Source organism: Ensifer sp. NPDC090286 (assembly GCF_044769565.1).
Taxonomy (GTDB): Bacteria; Pseudomonadota; Alphaproteobacteria; order Rhizobiales; family Rhizobiaceae; genus Ensifer.
On record NZ_JBIVYF010000010.1, the window covers coordinates 51,971 to 73,916 of the forward strand.

At 62.2% G+C, this 21,946-nt stretch carries 13 protein-coding genes; 9 read left to right on the top strand and 4 right to left on the bottom strand.

Translation table 11 applies throughout. From position 1 onward, the window contains the following. The first annotated feature begins 136 nt into the window (after positions 1-136). The 8 genes from ACIQUG_RS32740 (at position 137) to ACIQUG_RS32775 (ending at position 11,611) form a co-directional block, all read left to right on the top strand. Entirely contained in the window at positions 137-1,918 is a 1,782-nt protein-coding gene (locus ACIQUG_RS32740) for a type I secretion system permease/ATPase (protein WP_402326491.1), read from the top strand. Between the two features lie 38 nt (positions 1,919-1,956). Beyond that, positions 1,957-3,237 carry an HlyD family type I secretion periplasmic adaptor subunit gene (locus tag ACIQUG_RS32745; protein WP_246764824.1) on the top strand — a complete coding sequence of 427 codons (1,281 nt, stop codon included), beginning with the start codon at positions 1,957-1,959 and terminating at the stop codon, positions 3,235-3,237. Between the two features lie 750 nt (positions 3,238-3,987). Then, positions 3,988-6,141, top strand: coding sequence for a polysaccharide biosynthesis protein (locus ACIQUG_RS32750; RefSeq protein ID WP_402326550.1), 2,154 nt, complete (start codon positions 3,988-3,990; stop codon positions 6,139-6,141). Positions 6,142-6,178: 37 nt separating this feature from the next. Next, positions 6,179-7,405, top strand: coding sequence for a glycosyltransferase family 4 protein (locus ACIQUG_RS32755; RefSeq protein WP_402326493.1), 1,227 nt, complete (start codon positions 6,179-6,181; stop codon positions 7,403-7,405). Positions 7,406-7,619: 214 nt separating this feature from the next. Then, on the top strand, positions 7,620-8,750 hold the full coding sequence (locus ACIQUG_RS32760; protein ID WP_402326494.1) for a glycosyltransferase: 1,131 nt from the start codon (positions 7,620-7,622) through the stop codon (positions 8,748-8,750). A gap of 344 nt (positions 8,751-9,094) precedes the next feature. After that, positions 9,095-9,946, top strand: a complete 852-nt coding sequence (locus ACIQUG_RS32765) for an ATP-binding protein (RefSeq protein WP_402326496.1) — start codon at positions 9,095-9,097, stop codon at positions 9,944-9,946. Positions 9,947-10,221: 275 nt separating this feature from the next. Then, positions 10,222-11,133 (top strand): NAD-dependent epimerase/dehydratase family protein, encoded by a 912-nt coding sequence (locus tag ACIQUG_RS32770; protein ID WP_402326498.1) that lies wholly within the window; start codon positions 10,222-10,224, stop codon positions 11,131-11,133. A 184-nt stretch (positions 11,134-11,317) separates the two neighbouring features. Then, a complete protein-coding gene (locus ACIQUG_RS32775) occupies positions 11,318-11,611 on the top strand; it encodes a DUF6916 family protein (protein ID WP_402326499.1) in 294 nt (97 codons plus the stop codon). A gap of 15 nt (positions 11,612-11,626) precedes the next feature. Here ACIQUG_RS32775 and ACIQUG_RS32780 read toward each other — a convergent pair whose 3' ends face one another. The 4 genes from ACIQUG_RS32780 to ACIQUG_RS32795 all read right to left on the bottom strand — a co-directional run bounded on the left by ACIQUG_RS32780 (position 11,627) and on the right by ACIQUG_RS32795 (position 13,843). After that, complete coding sequence (locus ACIQUG_RS32780; RefSeq protein WP_402326501.1) at positions 11,627-12,118, bottom strand: GNAT family N-acetyltransferase; 492 nt, start codon at positions 12,116-12,118, stop codon at positions 11,627-11,629. A 71-nt stretch (positions 12,119-12,189) separates the two neighbouring features. Further along, the gene (locus tag ACIQUG_RS32785; RefSeq protein WP_402326502.1) at positions 12,190-12,723 is read right to left on the bottom strand and encodes a phage tail protein; all 534 of its coding nucleotides are present in this window, start codon (positions 12,721-12,723) and stop codon (positions 12,190-12,192) included. Between the two features lie 36 nt (positions 12,724-12,759). Further along, positions 12,760-13,290: a phage tail protein gene (locus tag ACIQUG_RS32790; RefSeq protein WP_402326503.1), complete on the bottom strand. Its 531-nt coding sequence runs from the start codon at positions 13,288-13,290 to the stop codon at positions 12,760-12,762. 22 nt (positions 13,291-13,312) lie between these two features. Further along, positions 13,313-13,843 carry a phage tail protein gene (locus ACIQUG_RS32795; RefSeq protein WP_402326504.1) on the bottom strand — a complete coding sequence of 177 codons (531 nt, stop codon included), beginning with the start codon at positions 13,841-13,843 and terminating at the stop codon, positions 13,313-13,315. 496 nt (positions 13,844-14,339) lie between these two features. Here ACIQUG_RS32795 and ACIQUG_RS32800 point away from each other — a divergent pair, with 496 nt between their 5' ends. Beyond that, entirely contained in the window at positions 14,340-20,612 is a 6,273-nt protein-coding gene (locus tag ACIQUG_RS32800) for a putative Ig domain-containing protein (protein ID WP_402326505.1), read from the top strand. The last annotated feature ends 1,334 nt before the right edge of the window (positions 20,613-21,946 follow it).

Below are 21,946 nucleotides of genomic sequence, written 5' to 3' on the forward strand. Positions count from 1 at the left end.
GGGGCTTAAAATAGCATCTATAAGCAACCGCTACAACAGATGTATAGTATCTACTCAACCCCCGGCACGTTGACATCGGGGAACACTTCCATCGATACGGCCCCACTCAAATTCCTGGAAACGGTGTCGTTGCAGCATGGTAGACAACAGAATCACAAGCGGCAGTTTACGCTCTGCGTTCCGGCGCAGCGTTATCGATCTCGGCTTGTTCTCGACGGTCGTTAACGTGCTGGCGCTGACGTCGCCTCTGTTTCTGATCCAGGTTTATGATCGGGTTTTGCCCTCTTCAAGCATCGAAACGCTCGTCTATCTGACGATTATCGCGTTCCTTGCCTTCGCATTCCTCGGCCTGCTCGATGTGATTCGGGCGATCTACGCCGTGCGCATGGCGGCCAAGCTCGACAGCGAGCTCGGGGCGGCGGCTTTTGCAAACGTGGTCGCGGCAACGGGCCGGGAGCCGGGCGACATCCAGCCCTTGCGCGATCTTGCGACCGTCAGAGGCTTCATCGCTTCACGCGGCACGCCGGTCCTCTTCGATCTGCCGTTCTCGCCGGTGTTCGCGGCACTGCTTTATCTCCTGCATCCAATGCTCTTCCTGATGACGACGATCGGCGCGATCGTGATCCTGCTCCTGGTTTTCCTTAATCAGTACATGAACAAGAAGGCGTCGCAGTTCGCGCAGGAGCGGATTACCAGCGCCAATCTGACGGCGCAGATGTTCAGCCGCAGTGCCGAGACGGTGCGTGCGATGGGCATGACGAACAATGTCAGCGAGGTCTGGGGGCGCCAGTTTGCCGCCGCGACTGCGGCAGCCGACGGAAATCTCGTCGTCAACGCCATCTTCGGAGGCATATCGCGATCGATCAGAATGATCCTGCAGATGGCGATCCTCGCCGTCGGCGCGACCCTTGTCCTGAAGGGGCAGATGACCGCCGGCATGATCTTTGCGTCCTCGATCTTGTCGGGCCGCGCACTGCAGCCACTCGATCAACTGGTCGGGATCTGGAAGCAGGCAATGGAAGCGCGCAGCGCCTGGACGCGGTTCGAAAAGGTGATTGAGGCCGGCAATGCCGATGGCCGCAAGCTTCTGCTGCCGAATCCTGCAGGCGATATTGCCGTGCGCGATCTGCTCTATGTTTCGCCGGACGCGGGAGCCGACCCCGAGCCGATCCTCAAACGGTTGAATTTCACGATCGCTGCCGGCGAAAGCGTTGCGGTTGTCGGCCCGAGCCGGGCGGGCAAATCGACGCTTGCGCGGCTTTTGACCGGCGCCGTTGCCCCGACCGCGGGTTCGATCACCATCGACGGTGCGGACCTGAGAACCTGGGACGCGGCGCAGCTCGGCAGCCTCATCGGCTATCTCGCGCAGGATGTGCAGCTTCTGCCCGGCACAATCGCCGCCAATATCTCGCGCTTCGAACCGGATGCGGCGGACGAGGCGGTGGTTGCGGCCGCGCGCGCGGCACATGCCAATGATCTCATCCTGGCGCAAACGAAGGGCTATCAGACCCCGATCGGGCCCGGCTCCAACAATCTCTCCGGCGGAGAGCGGCAACGCATCGGGCTTGCGCGCGCCTTCTACGGCTCTCCGCGTCTTCTCGTTCTCGACGAGCCGAACGCCAACCTCGACAGTGAGGGGGAAGCGGCCCTCGGACGGGCGCTCAGAGACGCGAAGGAGCGCGGCGTCACGGTCGTCATCGTCACGCACCGCATTTCGATCGCAACGACATGTGACCGGATCCTGGTGATGAAGAATGGCAGGATTGATGACTTCGGCCCAACGGACGAGGTGGCGCGGCGCGCGCAGTCCGAGCGGGCGGACCGGGCCGCGAAGGCAGCCGCTGCCAAGCGACCGTCGAACCTCCCGCCGGCAAACATCTCCGCGTTCCTGCCTGGCAGAACCGGGGACCGGCCATGACGGCGGCGGGTGCTCGGCGTTCCTGGCGGGATGCGATCGTGACCGATACCGGGTTTGTCGCCCGGCTCGGCTATGGCACGCTTGCCCTCATCCTTGTCGGCTTCGGCTATTGGGCGGCGACGGCGCCGCTCTCCGGCGCTGCCGTCGCTTCCGGTACGATCACGGCCACGGGCCGCAATGTCCTCGTGCAGCATCTGGAAGGCGGGATCGTTAGCGAAATCGCGGTTCGTGAAGGGGATGCCGTCGCAAGGGGGCAGACGCTCGTGGTCCTCGACGACACCGTGGCCCGCACCCAGCTCAATCGCCTTGCCAAGCAATGGGTAGCACTGAAGGCGCGGGAGGCGCGACTTGCCGCCGAGCGGGACGGGAAGCGGGATCTGACGATCGCGATCGGCAATGCGCCGGCCACGATGTCGGCCGCAAGCCGCGACCTGACGGAAGAGCAGGTCAAGGAGTTTCAGACCCGGCTTGCCCGCTTCACCTCCGAAACCGTCATTCTGCAGCAGCGCGTCGAAAGCCTGAACGACGGGCTTGATGGTCTGGCCGCACAGAAGGCGGCGGTCGAGAAACAGACGCAGATCGTGCGCAGCGAAGCCGAGCGCAAGTTCAATCTCCTGGAAAAGGGGCTGACGAACCGCACGGAGTACACGCAGCTTCTCCGCGTCGAAGCGGACCTGCTCGGCCAGGTCGGCATGCTGCAAGCGGAAGCCTCGTCGAGCCGCACGCAGGTGGCGGAAGCGCGTGAGCAGATCGAACGACTGAAGACCCAGCGCGTCGAGCAGGCGGTGACCGCGATGAACGAGGTGAAGACCGGGCTCGCCGACGTCGAAGAACAGGTCGAGGCCGCACGCCGGGTGCTTGAGCGCACCGTCGTCAAGGCGCCGGTGGATGGCGTTGTGGTCGCCTCGGTCTACAATGCCGTCGGCAGTGTCGTCGGTCCCGGCGAAAAGATCATGGAGATCCTGCCGACAGGGGACCTGGTCGTCGATGCGCGTATTCATCCGCAGGACATCGACGTCGTCCATGTCGGCCAGCCGGCGAGGGTCCGCCTCTCGGCGCTCAATACCAGCCTGACGCCGGAGGTTTCAGCGACGGTTGCCCATGTCTCGGCCGACCGCCTGACCGATCCGGCGACGCGCGAGCCCTATTACCGAGCCGTGCTGCGCCTGGATACCCCGCTGCCGGCCGGCGTTCGCATGGAGCAACTGCATCCGGGGATGCCGATCGACGCCTTCATCGAACTCGGCGACCGCACCTTCCTTGAGTATTTGATCCGGCCGATTTCCGACTCCTATCGACGTGCCTTTGCAGGGGAATGAGCCCACAAGGTCTTTCCCGTGCAAGATTGCGCTGAACCGCGTGCCGGCTGATACGCAGGGCACTCCCTTGGCATGGTCCGCCTCCGGTGGTCTGGGGGCTGTCGGCGTCGCTCGCCCGTCACCCGAGAGCGGTTCCGAGGTGCGTGCTGGGGAGTGTTGAAGCGCCTTCTCCAATCGCGCTAAGATTTGTCGGGTGTATATTTTCGGATGTACTGCAAGATTTTCTTTAGATAATTTTGGAAATGAAAATCATATCTATTTTTATGCGCCGGAATGAGTGAGTTTGTTTTCGGAATTTGGACTTTATTTCTATATTTCGAGCGGTGCGTTCTGTTCCCGGAGGAGCGGAATGGTCGCTGGTTAATCCTAAAGGGCTATGGATTAATTTGCCGTAATACTATTGAGTTCTAAGATAATTAGGTAAATTGCTTCCGATAAAACGAAAAGATAATTTACACGCAGTTTTTGGCGTGCGAGAGTTTGGGCGAAGTTGACGTATTTTATTGCGAAGACCAAAGCTTGTATCCGTGCATAGATAAAATAAATTTCAGGTAACTTTGTACGATCTGATCGGTATCAGAAGTTTATTCCAAACAAATTCAACGAGACATGACGTCTCAAGGCGCATCATTCGTCCGTCCGTTCTCGGCGCGGCGGTTGAATGGCGTTCTATGGATCGAAGGGTGTCGCATGCATCGCAACGAGGCCGCTGCCCAGCCCACGCAAGCCGTCGCCCCGTCTCCGCCGTCCATGGCGAGATACTGGGCAAGGTTCCTCACCATATTCACCTGGTTTGCCGCTGTCGGACGCGCACTTTTGCGCCTGGCGGCAAGAACGGCCGTATCCTCGGTCAAGCAGGTCCGTCGATCGCGTGTGCTCTATGCGATGGACATAGCGTCTGCAGCTTTGGCGCTCGTGGCCGCCTTTTTCCTGCGCTACGGTTTCGACGCGATGTCGACTCGTCCGGAGCTGATCTGGGCGCTGGTATCGACCGGGCCGCTATATCTTCTTGCCTGTGCGCTCGCCTTTCCGGTCGCCGGATTGTACGCCCGCGATTGGCGCTACTGCTCCGTTTCGGATCTGCGCTCGATCCTGCAGGCCGTCTTGATCAGTTCGGCGGCGCTTGTGTTGATGTCGTTCTTTGCGAACCGCCTGCAGGATATGCCGCGAAGCGTCGTGCCGCTCGAGGCGCTGCTTTTGACCGCATTCCTGTCGGCTTCGCGGCTGAGCTTCCGGCTTGACGAACTGGCGTTGCGCCCGAGCCGGCGCCAGCCGGTCGCCGAGGACAATGCCGAGCAGATCCCGACCTTGCTCGTCGGCAGCGGCCATGCGGCAGACCTCTATCTGAGAGCGCTCCGCCGCGATCCGCATTGCAGCCATAAGCCGGTCGGCTGCCTGGAAGTGACGCCGGAGCATACGGATATGACCTTGCGCGGCATTCCGATCCTCGGTGCGCTCAGCGATTTCGATAGTGTGGTCTGTGCGCTCGCAGAGAGTGGGCAGCTGCCGCGCCATGTCGTCTTTACCGAAGCGCTTTCGGCGTTTGGCGATGGTGCGGAGGATGTGATGCGGCGCGCCGAAGCGCGTGGCATGACCGTATCGCGCCTGACGCAGATCACGGAACTCAAGAGCGCCAAGCAGGAAAGCCGTTTCGAGCTGCGCTCGATCGAGCTGACGGATCTTCTGGAGCGCCCGCAGGCGGCCCTCGACAACGAGGCAATTCTGCGCCTCGTCCGCGGCCGTCGCGTCCTGATCACCGGCGCCGGTGGTTCGATCGGCAGTGAGCTTACCTTGCAGGTGGCAGCGCGCGAACCGGCCGAACTCATCCTGGTCGAGAACTGCGAGTACAATCTCTATGCGATCGATATGGAGCTCGGAGAACGCTATCCGGCCGTCAAGCGGACCGCAAACCTTTGCAACGTCCGCCGGGCCAATCGCGTCAACGACGTCTTTGCCAAGTATCGGCCGGAACTCGTCTTCCATGCTGCCGCACTCAAGCATGTGCCGATGGTGGAGCTTAACCCTTGCGAGGGCGTGCTGACCAATGTGATCGGCACGATGAACGTCGCGAATGCCGCCCGCCGCTTCAAGGTGCAGGCGATGGTGCAGGTGTCGACCGATAAGGTCGTCAACCCGACCAGCGTGATGGGCGGGACCAAGCGGCTGGCCGAACTCTATTGCCAGGCGCTCGACCTTCATTGCCTGAAGAAGGGGTCCGGCCCGCGCTTCATGACCGTTCGCTTCGGCAACGTGCTCGGTTCGAGCGGTTCGCTGATCCCGTTGTTTAAGCGGCAGATCGCCAAGGGTGGGCCGCTGACGGTGACGGATCCGCGCATGACACGCTTCTTCATGACCATTCGCGAAGCCGTCGAACTGACGCTGCAGGCTTCGGCCTACGGTCTGGAAGGCGAAATCGGCAAGGGCGAGATTTTCGTTCTTGATATGAATGAGCCGATCAAGATCATCGACATCGCCAAGCGGATGATCCGGCTTGCCGGTCTTACGCCGGGCAAGGACATCGATATCGAGATCATCGGCCTGAGGCCCGGCGAAAAGCTCTATGAGGAGCTGTTCGATAGCGGCGAGCAGCGCATCAGCTCTCCCATTCCGGGCGTGCTCGGCGCGATCCCGAATGCCGTGCCCCTGACGACACTCAAGGAGATGTTCGCGCGCCTGAAGCTTTTTGCCGAACTCGGCGACCAGGCGATGGTTTTTGCGATCATGAACAGCCTCATTCCCGGCTTCGACAAGCATCCGGCCGAAGGTACGGCTGGGGCGCTCTCGTCGGATGACGGGGAGGAAGGGGCCGCCGACGCCGATGTCGCGCATCTGACTGACGATGTCCTGCAAGCAGCGCTGTCGAGCCTTAGGCGGGGGCCGCCTTCGACGCCGATGCCGATGTGATCTGTGCGATCTTTCGAACGCTTGTATGGAGCGCGGCTTGATGTTGATTGACGCGAGCGACTATTCTCCGGTCAGGCATCCGCCACAGCGGGTGGCCGTTGCCGCGGGATCGGCGGTTGCCGGCGTGGTGCCGAAACAGCGGATCGCGGTGCTTTCGAGCTACAGCCGTTCGCTCACCAATTTTCGCCTGGAGCTGCTGCGGCGCCTGGTCGAGGCCGGCCATTCGGTTCTGGCCGTCGGGCCGGAAGAGGACGAGGACGTCGTCCGTCAGCTTGCCGCGATCGGCGTGGAGTTCGTCCGCGCGCCGATGGCACGCACGGGGCTCAATCCCCTGACGGATCTGACGACGCTCTGGTCCTATTGGCGGCTGCTACGCTCACGGCAGATCGATGTCGTGATCCCCTATACGATGAAGCCGATCGTCTATGGCGGCATTGCCGCCCGCCTGGCCGGCGTCAAGCGACGGTATTTTCTCGTGACCGGCCTTGGCCACGTCTACTCGGATGCCGCAAGCAAACGGTGGGTCGGGCGCCGCATCAAGCAACTGAGCGTGCTGCTCTACCGGCTGGCGCTCAAGGGGGCTGGCGGGGTCTTTGCCTATAACCGTGCGGATTCGGCCGACATCGAGAGCTGCAGGCTGATCTCCGATCAGCGCGAACTAACGCTGGTCCCGGGCTCTGGGGTCGATCTCGACCACTATGCGTTTTCGAGCCCGCCCAGCGGGCGCCCGGTCTTTCTGCTCGTCGCCCGCCTGCTGAAGGACAAGGGGATCGGCGAATATGTCGAGGCCGCGCGCATCGTCCGCCAACAATTCCCGGAGGCCGAATTTCGTCTTCTCGGGCAGTTCGATCCCAGTCCGGCCGCGATCTCGGCTGAGACCATCGACGGATGGGTCAAGGACGGCAGCCTGAACTATCTCGGCGAAACCACGGATGTGCGCCCGCATCTCACCGATTGCAGCGTCTTCGTCCTGCCGTCCTATTATCGCGAGGGCATACCGCGCAGCATTCTCGAGGCGATGTCGACAGGGCGCGCGGTGGTCACCACCGATCTGCCGGGCTGCGACGAGACGGTGGTCGATGGGCTCAATGGTTACCTGGTGGAGCCGCGCAACGCCAAGCAACTGGCTGAAGCCATGTGCCGCTTCCTGAGAGCGCCTTCGCTGATTGCGGACATGGGGCTCAGGTCACGCGAACTCGCCCAATCAAAGTTCGACGTGCATGCCGTGAACAAGCTGCTTCTTGAGCGCATGGCATTGATCTGACGGGCACATTTCCACCTTTTTCAGAATAGTCGCGAGTGTTCTCCAAGAAAAAACAACCGCGGCGATGATTTTCTAGAAACTTTCCGGTTGCGCGTGTTTCTAGCGCTTCAATGAGAAACTCATAATTTTCGATGTATACATTACTAATAGTTGTTGAATTGACGGTTGCTATGCATAATCGCCTTCGAGGGATATTTGAGGCGATTGTCTTACGATGGCAGGCAGCGTCGTTCACATCATCAACGACCTTAACGGAAACGGCGGCGCCGAGCGCCTGGTCGTGGAAATGGCGCAGCGACAGACGCGGTTTTCGGCAACGGTAATCGTGTGGAAGGGAGCCAATAACGAGCTCCTGGAAGACGCGGCCTTCGCTGCCGTGACGATCATCGCGGTCAAGCTGTCGAGCCCCCGTTCGATCGCCAAAGCATGGCGCGCGATGCGCGCAGCGGACGTCGTGCACGTCCACCTTTTTCCGTCCCTCTATTTTTGCGCGCTCCTGCCCTTTCGGAAAATCTACACCGAGCACAACACCTGGAACCGCCGAAGGGCGAGGCGGTGGTTGCGCGGTATCGAACGCTGGGTCTACGGCCGTTACGACTGTGTTGCGGCGATCAGCACACCTGTCCGCGACCACCTGTCCGAATGGCTGGCGCCTATGGCCGCGAAAATCCACATCGTCGAAAACGGCGTCAGCCTGGACCGGTTTGCGTCGGCGCGCGACCGCAGGCCGAGACAGGATGGCCTCTTCTACATCGGCATGGTCGGAAGCTTCACCGAGAAGAAGGACCAGGAAACCATCGTGCGCGCCCTCCAGCGGCTTCCGGACAATGTCAATGCGGTCTTTGCCGGTGTGGGGGATCGCCGCCCGATCGTCGAAGAACTCGCCGGTGCTCTGGGCGTGCGCGAGCGCGTCCACTTTTCCGGCTTGGTCCGGGATATCCCGGCGTTCCTAGGCCGCCTTGATCTCTATGTGCAATCCTCCCACTGGGAAGGCTTCGGCGTGGCGGTGGTTGAGGCGATGGCGTCGGACCTGCCGGTCTTGGTCAGCGATGTCGGAGGGCTGGCCGTCGTCGTTGACAACGACGCCTACCGCTTCCCGGCGAAAAACCACGGGCAGCTTGCCGACCGCATTCGAGAACTTGCCAGCGATGGTGAGAAATATAGCGCTGCAACAGCCTATGCGCGCCGCCGTGCGCAGGGCTTTTCGATCGACCGGACCGTCTCATGCTACGAGGATCTTTACGATCTGATCAAGCCCGGTCCGCCGACATTGACGACGGCCGGCGCAGATACCGGCGCCTCTCGGTTCCGCCGTTCCTCGCACCCGTCACAGGATCTGCCCTGAGCAGTCGCGGCGTTCTGTCGGAGGGATGTGGAGAAAGCAGGAGACGACACGATCGGGCCACCGGGATCGTGGCATCACGCAGCGGCTCATTCGAAAGCAACTGCTGAAATGTAACTTGGAATCTCCTGGGGAGTTGGTATTATCCCTGCATTGTTTTCGAATATACTGAAATTAACTGTTGTCGTTTTCATGTTTTGGGAGCCGATGTCGGCCAGTTTACCCTCAGGATTGTTGTAGCGGGCGCTGAGCCCCTGTCTGGAAAGGCAGGCGGCAGAGCAATCGGCCGCTGTCAGACGCCCCCCAGGGTTCGAGAGCCGCAGGCAATTTTTATAGGTTGTCCGACCATGGTGATGAGCGCCCGGCAATTTTATTCGGGAAACGATGGCTCGACGGACTGGGTCCGGGAGTCGGAGTTCTTCGCAAGACTGAAGATGCGAAACGGCACCTTCAAGCTCACGCAGCCGTCGCGGTTTCGCGAGCTGGAAACGGCATTCAGGCCCTTGCTTTCGCAAAGGGCAGGGCAGTTGCGGGAGGTGCTCGATGTCGGCGTTTCCACCGGCGTGACGACGGTCGAGCTGTTGCGATACCTCGAGGCCTGCGGGGCGAAACCGAAGATCACCGCCACCGACCTCTTCATCGACGCGCACATCGTCGACGTGGCGCCGGGGGTTCGCGTTCTTGCCGATCCGGAAGGTTGGCCGCTGCAATATGATGTCGCCGGTCTTGCGATCCGCCCCTGGATCCGACGGCTCGACTATGTGTCCCTTGCCTTTATCCCGCGCCAACTGGCAAAATCGATGCTGCAGCCGCGCCTTCGCGCGCTGATCCGCAGCGGCAGGAGCGAGCCGGTTCAAATGATCACGCGGTCGTTGTCGCGCGACGATTCCATCGCATTCGTCGAGGATGACATCATGCGGCGCTCGCCGGACTTCGCCGGCCGCTTCGATCTCGTCAGAGCCGCGAACATTCTCAACAGGAGTTATTTCTCCAACGCGCAGATCCGCTTGGCCGTGTCCAACATTCGATCCTATCTGAGCGGCGCCGGAAGCCTGCTGATCGTGACCCGGACGAACGAGAAGGGCGAAAACGGGGGAACGCTTTTCGAGGTCGGCGCCGACGGCCGGTTCACGGTGTTGATGCGCGTCGGCTCAGGATCCGAGGTCGAAGACCTGATCCTTGGTTGCCCCGCGCCCTAAGGCACTGGGCGGTTCAACCGGTCTGGCCTGGGACACGCCTCGGCTTTGTTGCTTTCCCAAGCGACGACATCTCAGCGAAACGGTAAACCTGGTGGCCGAAGCCTTGACGCCGCCCGGGCGACAGGGAAGATTGCAACCCAGACGGAAGGTCCGGTCACGGACGCACTGCCCGAGGGCCGGTCGCGCTCCGGGCCGGCTCGGCGGCTCAGACAAACCACCTGCACTTAAGATCCAGGCGCCTCCGATCGCGATGAGGTGTCGCGAGGGAAATCGACTTGAAAAGGATACTGGTTACCGGTGGAGCCGGGTTCATTGGCGCCCACCTTGCCCGGCGGCTGGTGACGGCCGGCCACAACGTCACCATCCTCGACGATCTGAGTTCGGGAAAGCGAGAGAACGTCCCACAGGCTGCGACCTTCATCGAGGGGTCGGTGCTCGACCGCGACGCCTTGCGCCGCGCGCTCGCCAATGTGGATGCCTGTATCCATTTGGCGGCGATCTCCTCGGTGGAGCGGTGCAAGCGCCAACTGACGTCATCGCACGCAATCAACATAACCGGTTTCCTCACGATCATCGAGGAGCTTGCCCATTCCCAGGCGCATCTTCCGCTGGTCTACGCCTCATCGGCCGCGGTTTACGGGGCGAGCCAGGAACTGCCGCTTTCCGAAACCGGACGTTGCACTCCGCTTTCGCCTTACGGTGCGGACAAGCTTTCTTGCGAGCTTCACGCGCGGTCTGCCTACGAGGTCTATGGTATCGCGAGCCTGGGCTTGCGTTTCTTCAATGTGTACGGGCCGGGGCAGGATCCATCGTCTCCTTATTCCGGCGTGATCGCGAAGTTTGCCGAGCGGCTGGAGCGCGGTGAAAACATCACCATCCATGGCGATGGTCGCCAGACCCGTGATTTCGTCCATGTCAATGACGTCGTCGAGGCATTGCTGCACGCGCTTGGCCGGTGGGACACGGGCGCGCGCATCGTCAATGTCTGCAGCGGTGTCGAGACGTCGATCAGCGACCTTGCGCGGATCATGATCGAGGAAACCGGCAGCCGCTCGGATCTCACCTATATCGACGGCCTCCTGGGTGAAGTCAGGCGATCGCGCGGGTGTGTTGAAGCGCTCCAGGCAAAACTCAACTATCGCTGTGCAACCGACCTTCGAACCGGGCTCGCGCGACTGCTGCAGTGATCGCGATGGCAGAGCGGGCGGGGATGTTCGCGGTTGCGGAGTGCGGTGCTCGCGCAGCTGCCTACTTTTGCCGTTCTCAAATAGCTACCTGCCAATCCTCACCGGCTGAGGCTTTTGTGTTCAACTTCCATGGTGTAGAAACGTCGGGAACGACCCAGACGGGAATCACCAAGGGGATCCGCGCATGGAATTGCTGACGCTTCAACATTTCGCGGGTTGCGTCGGTCAGGCGTTCGATCTGTCTTTGGGAGAGAGCACGATGCCCTTGACCCTGGCGGAAGCCACACCCGGCACCACGCAGATCATGCCCGGCATGCTTCGCGCACCCTTTTCCCTCGTCTTCCGCAGCGGTTCGGCGATCGTGCTGCCGCAGCAGATCTATCGGTTGAAAAATGCGTCGCTCGGGGCGCTCGATATTTTTCTCGTGCCGGTCGCACGCGACAAGCAGGGCATCGTCTACCAGGCTGTTTTCAATTGACGCTAGAGTGGGCGGTCAGAGATCACCTGCTTCGGCGTGCTTGCTGCAAGGCCATTCCATCCGGACGTGTGACGGGCCGTTTTCAACCGCTCGGAACCCAAGGCGGTAATAGAGCGCTTGAGCCCGGAAATTGTGCTGTTCGACGTGCAGGTTTATGGCTGTGGCCGCTGCGAGGGCGGCCTCTTGCTGGATGGCTGAGATAAGCCTCGTCCCCAGGCCCTGGCGACGCCATTGCGGAAGAAACCCAATGTCGACGATCAGCCATCGGTCCTTGCTCCAATCCAGATACACGCGCCCAATCGGCTGGGATTCGGCCTCGGCGACCAGATAATCCGCGTCGGCAAAGGTCGCCATGTAGTGGCGATGCTGGAACAGGAACTGTTGATCGAGGAAGGCGAGTTTCCGTTCGGGCGGCCAGGGTACCGGCGCCAGTTCGTCCGCCCGGAAGGAGCGATAGAGCTCGAGCAGAAACGGAACGTCGTTCGATGTCGCATGGCGCAGGGACAAGCCAGTAACTCGGACGTGGGGAGGTGCTTCCCGCGTCGGAAAAGCGATGTCGAGAGCTTGCTCGGGCCTTGTCATCCGAATGCAGGGAAGGCGCCTGCAAGTGAGATGCAGAAATTCACCGCGAGATAGGGCTGCCGGTTTTCGTGTGATTGTCCGTTGCCCGTCGGGCCGATCATTGCTGCGGCAAACTGCGCATATGGGGTGGCATCCAACGCCATCATCTGACTTTGGGCGGGCAGGGTCAGCGAATTACCAGGCGAAGGTGTATTCGCCTTCTTTGCCGTGTCCGACTGGTTATAAATCGTAAAGGCGTGAGAATGTGCCGCCATTTCCGTCGAGTCCAGCGTGTGACTGTATTCGCCAAACGTCTCCCCGATGTCGCGGGGGGTGAGGCCAGGGCCCCCGCCCTGCGTGCATCCGGCGCGCCCGGTGAAGTTCGGCAGCCGGAAATTGGTGCGGCCGTCGCCTCCATAGATCACGCCGATCAACGAGAACAAAGCGGTATTCTGTTGGATGGGAAACAGCGTGCCGTTGCAAATCGCCCAGTCTTTGGGCGCGAAGGGAAAGCCGAACAACTGGATTTCACCGATGAAAGGCTCTGACATTATTATCCCCTTGCTGTGAGATGGTGGCTGGCTCGATCAGCCTTGCGACGGAAAGACACCGGCTGTGGCGATGCAGAACTGCACCGTCAGCGTCGGCATCAAGTTGTTGTGTGGCGCTGAATTGCCTGTGGGCAGGGTCGAGTGCGGCGAGGTGTTGTAACCGGTAAGGTTGGACGTGTCGGTTACGTAGAGGGTATCGCTCCCCAGCGTACCGAGCTCCAGCGTCGCATCGACTTTTGTGCTCTCAGCCGTCGCCGTGGTCGCGAACATCGGGTGGTTGTGCGCAGGCAGTTGCGTGCTCGCAAGCGTTACGTTTTCGGTGCCGCCCCTCTCGCCCAGAACACGGGGTGTCAGCCCCTGTCCGTTGCCAAAATGGAGCGGCACACGGCCGCGCATGTCCGGTACAGCGAAGGTATTCACTCCGTCTCCGCCATAGGTCGTGCCGATGAGCGCATAAAGCGCATCATTTTGTGCGATGGAGAGAAGAGTGCCGTCACAGGCTTGCCAGCCGACCGGCACGCGCGGAAAACCGAACATCCGTATTTCCCCAAGAAAGGGAGTGCTCATTCTTGACCTCCGACGGCTGGGCTCAACTGCGCGACGGGTAAACACCCGCAAGTGCGATGAAGAAGTTGATCACGTTGTATGGTTGCATATTGGCGTGAGGCAGGTTGCCGCCGGTCGATGCGACGGTTTGCGGCGACAGCAGAACCTGTACACCACCGGTCTTGGCGTATACGGGCGCAGAGGTGGTGCCGAAGAGCTTGCCTTCCGGATTACGCTCCCCGCCCAAAGCGGTCGCGCCGTTGCCAACGTGCAAGTGCGACGGGATCTGTTGCGAATTCAGCGTCACGTTCTCCACGCCGTCAATTTTTCCAATCGCATGGGCCGGAGGTTGCCAGTTCGGGTCGGCGGATTGGCCGGCAGACACGGGCGTGCGTCCCTGGAGGTTTGGCAGGGCGAAAGTCGTGCTGCCGTTGCCGCCGTATGTCGTTCCCACCAGAGAAAACAAGGCCTGGTTCTGGTTGATTGCCAGAATCTGCCCGTTGCAAAATGCGAAAGAACGCGGCGCAAAGCCGAATCCGCCCATCATGATCTGCCCGACATATGGTTCGGCCATTGTTTCCCCCGATGCAACAAGCGTGACGACTCTGGATTTAATCCCCGCGCCTACTCTCTCCTATAACGCGCAAGTTAGGAAGAGGGGTTCAAGAAACATTTTTATTAGCTTTCGCGCAGAAGTGGTGCGATTTAGGGTTGTGAGACTCGAAATTACGTGTCACTCAATAGCCGAGGCGGTGAACGGACTGGTCGTGACGATGGACTTCCGTCCATGTGGCGTGCAGTACGCGCGGGGGCGGGACATGTTGCAGAAGTCAATCGGTCGGGCATGTCTCGAGGGCGGGCGTATCCAGCCGTTGTTTTCTTTCGTTGGCTTCTTGGTGCTGCTTTGCCTGGCAACGTTCTGGCCAGTGTCCTCCGCGCGAGCGGGCGCTTGCGGAACGACCCAGAACATCTCGGTGGCGTCCGGCGGAACAAGCATCATCACCTGCTCCGTATGGGGCTTCGTTACCAACGCCGGGACGCCTCCGAGCCACGGTAGCCTGACGTTCGGCATGCCGACGAATACCAACGCCCTGATCTACACCAACAATGGGGACGGAGCGACGTCCGACAGCTTCATTGCGTACGATGAAAGCATGTCGTCGCCGGTTACCTTCAACGTGACGATTGCGCCGTCGAGTTCGCCGCTGACGGTGACGCCGGTAAGCCTGCCGACCCCCGCTATTAGTACACCTTACAGTCAGACCCTCGCGACCACCGGCGGCACGGCGCCCTATACCTATGCGCTCGCCGGCGGGACGACGCTGCCGCCTGGCCTCACACTTTCGGCCGGCGGTGTCATTTCGGGAACGCCGACCGGTTCGGGGCCCTACAATTTCATCGTGCGGGTGACCGATTCCACCACGCCGACACCCCATACATATGACAAGAGCTACAATCCGACGATCGCGGCGCCGGTAATCGACGTGACGCCGGACAACCCGCCCGATGGCGGCGTCGGTACTCCTTACAGTGTCCAGTTTGCCGCCAGCGGCGGCACGCCGGCATATGCGTACACGCTCGACACCGGCACGCTGCCGACTGGCCTCAGCCTTTCGACAGGTGGGCTTCTGTCCGGTACACCGACGGCGACGGGAAGTTTCACCTTCAAGCTGAAGATCCAGGACAGCACTACGATTTCAACCGGCGGCGTCCATTTCCTGGCACAGAATTTTACAGTCACCGTCAATGCCTTTCCGCCAGTGACCCTCAGCCCGGCGAGCGGTTCTGCACTCTCGGCAGCAACGGTCGGTACCGCCTATTCTCAGGCGATTTCGGCCAGCGGCGGCTCGGGCGCGATCAGCTATGCGGTAACGGCGGGTTCATTGCCGGCCGGCCTCGGCTTGAATCCGACAACCGGGGCAATCACCGGCACACCGACGGCCGTAGGTACGGCGAACTTCACGGTGACGGCGACCGCCGCGACCACCGGCTCGGCTTCGGCGAATTACTCCATCGCTGTCGCGGCGCCGCCTGTAGTTCTGACGCCGGCGGCCGGCGCGCTTTCGGGCGGAACGGTGGGTGTTGCCTACTCAAACAGCTCGATTTCGGCGACCGGGGGTGTCGGTGCGATCACCTATTCGGTGTCGGCGGGCGCCCTGCCGGCAGGTCTGAGCATCAATCCCTCGACGGGCGCGATCACCGGAACGCCGCTTCCTGGCGCCTACGGCCCCACCGCGAGTTTCACGGTGAAGGCCACGGCTGCGACCATCGGGACCGATTCCAAGATCTATTCGATAGCGATCGCGGCACCACCCGTAGTGCTGACGCCACCTGCCGGAGCGCTTGCCGGCGGCGACGTGAACGTCGCCTATCCGGGCGCATCGATCTCTGCGACCGGCGGCGTGGGGACGTTTACCTATGTGGTAACGGCCGGCACGCTTCCAGACGGTCTCAGCCTGAGCTCGACCGGTGCGATTTCCGGCACGCCGACGGTGGCAGCTTACGGCACCAAAAATTTCACGATCACCGCGACAGGCTCGACCGCCGGTTCGGCGGCGGCCGCCTATAGCATCGCGATTTCCGCGCCCGCCATGACATTGACGCCCGCAGGCGGTGCCTTGACGGCTGCTACGGCCGGGACGGCCTACTCCGATACGTCGATCGCAGCCGTGAACGGGCTTGGGACGGTCAGTTATTCCGCAGCCCCGGGAACGCTGCCCCCCGGCCTTAGCCTGGCCTCGTCAAGCGGCGCAATCACCGGCACACCAACGGTTGCAGGCGCCTTCAACGTCACCGTTACGGCGACCGACATGCATAGCCGGACGGCGAGCGAAAACTACAGCATCAATGTCGCTGCAGTGGTTCCTGACGCACCAACAGGGGCGGCAGCCACGGCAAGTGATGCCAGCGCACGCGTGAGCTTCGTTGCGCCTGCGTTCAATGGCGGCAGCGCCGTTACCGGTTACACAGTCACGGCGAGCCCGGGGGGCTTGATCGGGACGGGGCCGACAAGTCCGATCGATGTTAACGGCCTCACTAACGGTACCAGCTACACCTTTACAGTCACCGCCACCAACCTAGCCGGTACGGGTGCCGCATCCGGCGCTTCCAACGTCGTTACGCCGAAGGCGACGCAGACGATCACGTTTGCCAATCCGGGTTCGCAGAACTTTGGCACGACGCCGACGTTGACGGCTTCGGCGAGTTCGAGCCTGCCGGTGAGCTTCACGTCGTCGACGACGGCTGTGTGCACGGTCGATTCTGGTGGTTTGCTGACCTTCGGTTCGGCCGGCACCTGCACGATCAGTGCCGACCAGACGGGTGACGGCACCTATCTTGCTGCGGTGACGGTGACGCAGAGCTTCACGGTGAACGCGGTTGCGCCAGGCGCGCCGACGGGGGCGGTTGCGACGGCGGGTGACAGCCAGGCGAGCATTGCCTTTGTGGCGCCTGCTAACACCGGCGGCGCGCCGATCTCGCGTTATGTCGTGACCTCGAGCCCGGGCGGTTTGACCGGAGACGCCACCTCCAGTCCGGTGGTCGTCGCCGGCCTCACCAACGGCATGAGCTATACCTTCACGGTGGTCGCGGAGAACGGCAGCACGCCCGGTCCGGCCTCGGCTGCCTCCAACGCGGTGACGCCGCGCACGATCCAGACGATCACCTTTGCCAATCCGGGCACGCAGAACTTCGGTACGACCCCGACCCTGACGGCGACGTCGGACTCCGGCCTGACGGTCAGCTTCACGTCATCGACGCCGGCGGTGTGCACGATTTCGCCCGGTGGGCTTTTGGCCTTCGAATCGACCGGCACCTGCACCGTCCTTGCCGACCAGGCGGGTGACAGCACCTATCTGCCGGCGATGCAGACCAGCCGCTCGTTCGTCGTCAACGCGGTCGCGCCGGATGCACCGACCGGCGTTGTCGCCACGGCCGGCAATGCCTCGGCTTCGGTCGCGTTTGTTGCACCTGTCAGCACCGGCGGTGCGGCGATCACCGGTTACACCGTGACCGCCAGCCCCGGTGGCCAGAGCGAGACAGGCTCGGCAAGCCCGCTGACGGTGTCGGGCCTGACCAACGGCACCAGCTATACCTTCACGGTCACCGCTGCCAACGGCATCGGTCCGGGGGCGGTCTCAAGTGCCTCCACTGCGGTCACCCCGAAGGGGCCACAGACGATCAGCTTTGCCAATCCGGGGGCGCAGGACTATGCAACGCCGGTGACCTTGAGCGCGAGCGCCAGTTCCGGGCTTACCGTCGCCTGGCAATCCTCGACGACCACCGTCTGCGTCGTCACCTCCGGTGGCGTCGTGAGCTTCCGCAACGGCGGCACCTGCACCATCGAGGTCTCGCAGGCCGGCGATAACGCCTATCTGGCGGCTGCGAGCGTCAGCCAGTCGTTCACCGTCTCGGCACCGATCTTCGCCTTTACGCCCGCCGCTGGGGCTCTTTCGGTCGCAACCGTGGCAACGGCCTACAACGAGAGCTTCACGGCCAATGGCGGCACGGGCCCCTACAGCTATGCGCTCGCCAGCGGCAGCCTGCCGGCCGGGCTTACGCTCGATCCGTCGGGTGCGCTTGCCGGCACGCCGACCGAAGACGGCAGCTTCACCTTCACGGTTGCAGCGCAAGATGCCTATGGCGCGGTCGGAACCAGCGGTACCTATAGTCTGACGGTTCGCATCCAGGCGCCGATTGCCAACGCGACAACGGCAACGGTTGCCGCCAACTCGTCGGCCAACGTGATTTCGCCCAATCTTACGGGCGGCACGGCCGCTTCGGTCGCCATCGTCGCGACCCCATCGCATGGCGCGGCCACGGTGGCTGGAAATACATTCAGCTACACGCCGGCAGCCGGTTTCTCCGGCGCTGACAGCTTCACCTATACGGCAACCAATACAACCGGCACTTCCGCCCCGGCGACCGTCACGGTGACAGTGTCGCCGCCGACATTCGCCTTCACGCCGGCTGCGGGTGCGCTTGCTGGTGCGACGGTTGCCGATGCCTATGATCTGACGATCACCGCTGCCAACGGAACCGCTCCCTACACCTATGCGGTGACCGGCGGTGCGCTTCCGGCCGGGTTGACGCTGGCAGCCGACGGCCGCCTGTCCGGAACGCCGACCGCCGATGGACCGGCAACGTTCACGGTGACGGCGACCGACGCGAACAATGCCACAGGCACGGCAAGCTATAGTCTCGCGGTCGCCGTAGAGGCGCCATCGGCCGGCCCGGTCGGCGCCACTGTCGCTGCGAACTCCAGCGCAAATGCCATCAGCCTCAATCTGACGGGCGGGGCGGCGGCGACGGTTGCGATCGCCACGGCGCCAGCGCATGGCACGGCCACGGTGACGGGCACAACGATCCTCTACACGCCGGCGGCCGGTTATTCGGGGGCGGACAGCTTCACCTACACGGCAACGAATGCGACCGGAACGTCGGCGCCGGCCACCGTTTCGGTTACGGTCTCGCCGCCGGTGCTGGTGTTGACGCCGGCTGGCGGAGCGCTTGCCAACGGCGTGCCCGGCGTTTCCTACAGCCAGAGCATTGCCGCCAGCGCCGGCACGGCCCCCTACAGCTACACGGTCTCGTCGGGTGCGCTGCCGGGCGGTCTCACGCTCGATGCATCGAGCGGGTCGATTTCAGGACGACCTTCCGCCGACGGCGACTTCACCTTCACCGTGACGGCGACGGACGCCCATGGCGCGACAGGCCAGGCCAGCTACCGGATCGCTGTTGCCTCCGCCAGCTTCGTCTTTACCCCGTCGCCCGGCAACCTTCCGGATGCCATGGTCGGTGAGACCTATTCCGCGCCGATTTCGGCAAGCGGCGGCACCGGCGCGCTGATCTACAGCGTCAAGAGCGGTACTTTGCCGAAAGGCATGGTGCTCAATGTCTCGACCGGGGAACTGACCGGGCCACTGGCCGCGGATGCGACACCCGACACCTACCGCTTCACCATCGGGGTCGTCGACAGCCGTGGCGCCAGCGGTTCGGCTGCCTATACGCTCAAACTCAACCCGCGTGCGGTGACGGCGCCCAGCATCGTCGTCGACGTGCCCGCCGGCACGACACCGAACAACGTCTATCTCAACGCCGGTGCCACCGGCGGTCCGTTCACCAGTGCCGCCGTCGCCTCGGTCTCGCCGCCGATCGCTGGCACAGCCGAGATCATCGAGGGCGAGCTTGCAGCCGCCGGCAGCTTTACGCCGGTCGGCTATTATCTAAAGTTCACGCCCAATCCTTCCTATTCCGGTTCGGCGGTGGTTAGCTACACCTTGAGAAGCGCACTCGGTACGTCGGGTGCTGGAACTGTCACCTACAAGATCGCACTGGACCGTGTCGCAGCCGGCGAGGAGATCGACGGCCTGGTGCGCGATTTCGTGCGCAACCGGCAGAGCCTGTTGTCGTCGACGGTCAAGGTTCCGGGGCTGATCGAGCGTCGCCGGGCGGCGGCAAGCACCGATCCGGTGACGACGGCTGTCGCGCCGTCCGAACGGGGCGCACGCCTTGGCTTCTCGACCAGCCTCACGCAGATCCAGGCGGCGCGCGATGCCGCCGATGCGGCGGCAGCCGGCCAGACCTTCGTGAAGACCGATCAGCCCTTCGACGTCTGGATGGACGGCAGCTTCCTGTTCCACAAGGACAAGGATGACGATAGCGACAAGTGGGGCAACTTCGCCCTGTTCTCGATCGGCGCAGATTATCTCGTCAGCGAGCGGGCGCTGGTCGGCCTGTCGTTCCACTACGACTACATGAGCGACCCAACCGACGAGGATGCCGAACTGACCGGCAACGGCTGGCTCGCCGGTCCCTATGCCTCGTTCGAAATCGGCCAGGGGGTCTTCCTCGATGCCAACCTGCTCTATGGCGGCTCGTCGAACGACATCGACACCGGCATCTTCACAGGCACCTTCGACACGACCCGCTGGATGGCGGACGTCAAGCTGACCGGCGAGTGGCAGCTCGACGAGATCACTGTGCTGACACCGAAGCTCAGAGCCGTCTACTTCAACGAAGAGGTCGACGATTACACCGTCAGGAACGCGCTTGGGGAGACGATCGACCTTAAGGGCTTCATCGAGGAACAGGCGCGCTTCAGCATCGGCTTTGACGTTGAGCGGACGCTGGAACTGGAAAACGGCCTGATCCTGTCGCCGACCATCGGCGCCGATGTCGGCTTTGCGTCGCTCGATGGCGAAGGCCTGTTTGGCCGGGTCTCGGCCGGGCTGGCGCTCTCCAACAACGACAACTGGGACCTCGACTTCTCGCTGCTCTTCAACATCGAGGGCGACGGTTCGCAGGCGGCTGGTGCGAAAGTCGGTGCACGCGTCCGGTTCTGACGCTGTCTTTACGGAGGTATCGCCTCGCGATTGAAGCGGTACCAATAGATGAGAGGGCGCTGGAGCGATACTTCCCTTCCAGCTAACGGGGCTTCGATAGCCCGGCCGCTCACCGGCGACCATTGGCTCTGCGACACCGGATTGCCGTTTACCGTCGCGGGCAACCATCTTGCATTGCCTTTAGGACTCCGTCTTCGCGGTAGCAACTCGGCAATCGCGCCCTGCGACCATCGCGACCGCCCAGGACATCCATCTACTTTCCCCTCTACGTCGTTCGCCCCACCACTTGGGCCACCGAAAACAGTAGGGCCGCGAGCGCGAAGGCCGTTCCATATCGCGCAATCTTCACGCGGCGCCCGCGAGCGCCATTCCAGTCATTGCCCATCATTCCCCAGCCGGCGTCGTGCGGTCCTTGGTCAGGTTGGGTACACCTTGAAATCTCGGAACTTTCAGCAATAAATGGCGCGTCTGTAGAAATCGAACGCTCAGACGGAAAGGCTCCGGATCATCCTCGTGGGGTTCCGGGGCCTTATTGCGTCTCGGAGCGACGCGACAGGCGTGGCGATGTTCGCCGCATTGCCGGGGGTAGCGGTCAGAAGGCTCTTTACCACCTCTTCGATCCCCCTGCTTGCTACCTCGTACTCGAATAAGAGACATTAGTCTGGATGTTGTTCTGTTTTGCAGTTCTTCCAATCGTTCAGCTGCGAGCGCATACGCCTCGAAAAGGTCATTCAGCTCCGCCGGGCGGACATCAGCTTCGAGCGCCCGTCGAAATTTCGGCAGTCTCACCCATAACCGGCGACGTCCTAGTTCCCTGAATTTCTGCATTTCGCTCCCCCTTCGGTGTGCAATCTAAGGTGGCGCAGCCAAGGAAGGGTTAAATCGAAATCTCAAGCGCGAGCGACCTCGCTAAAACGACGAGCTCACCGGCCGATTCTTCCCTGCGCGTGAAAGGCAAAACCAGAGCCCCGGGGTCGGTGGCTGCGGTCCTGAGCGCCAGTTGTAACGTGCAGGGACAATGGCAAAGGACCGCAGATTGCATGCGGGTGGATTAATTTAGTGGTGTCTCAGGTACGTGATCATTGGAGTCGTTAACGCTGTTGCCGCATCATCTTGGCCGCTTCACGACAGATCTCCAAAACGTCCTCATTCTCCATACTGCGGTCGCGTATCATCTCCAGTCATAGCCCATCGGTCCCTCCGCGGGGCTTTCCAGAACGTGAGCGACGACCCCGACCAAGCCGAAGCTCGACCATCGATCGGACGAGCCAGCCATTCCAGGGTTTGCTCAGTCAGTGCGGTTGCAGTCTCTGGCGGGACCGTCAGGTTGCGCG

What these genes read in the sequence shown, in the direction of transcription:
- ACIQUG_RS32800 (WP_402326505.1), top strand. Translation starts at nt 14,340, where the DNA reads ATGCCGACGAATACCAACGCCCTGATCTACACCAACAATGGGGACGGA.
- ACIQUG_RS32775 (WP_402326499.1), top strand. Translation starts at nt 11,318, where the DNA reads ATGGAATTGCTGACGCTTCAACATTTCGCGGGTTGCGTCGGTCAGGCG.
- ACIQUG_RS32765 (WP_402326496.1), top strand. Translation starts at nt 9,095, where the DNA reads ATGGTGATGAGCGCCCGGCAATTTTATTCGGGAAACGATGGCTCGACG.
- ACIQUG_RS32795 (WP_402326504.1), bottom strand. Translation starts at nt 13,843, where the DNA reads ATGGCCGAACCATATGTCGGGCAGATCATGATGGGCGGATTCGGCTTT.
- ACIQUG_RS32760 (WP_402326494.1), top strand. Translation starts at nt 7,620, where the DNA reads ATGGCAGGCAGCGTCGTTCACATCATCAACGACCTTAACGGAAACGGC.
- ACIQUG_RS32785 (WP_402326502.1), bottom strand. Translation starts at nt 12,723, where the DNA reads ATGTCAGAGCCTTTCATCGGTGAAATCCAGTTGTTCGGCTTTCCCTTC.
- ACIQUG_RS32740 (WP_402326491.1), top strand. Translation starts at nt 137, where the DNA reads ATGGTAGACAACAGAATCACAAGCGGCAGTTTACGCTCTGCGTTCCGG.
- ACIQUG_RS32750 (WP_402326550.1), top strand. Translation starts at nt 3,988, where the DNA reads ATGGCGAGATACTGGGCAAGGTTCCTCACCATATTCACCTGGTTTGCC.
- ACIQUG_RS32790 (WP_402326503.1), bottom strand. Translation starts at nt 13,290, where the DNA reads ATGAGCACTCCCTTTCTTGGGGAAATACGGATGTTCGGTTTTCCGCGC.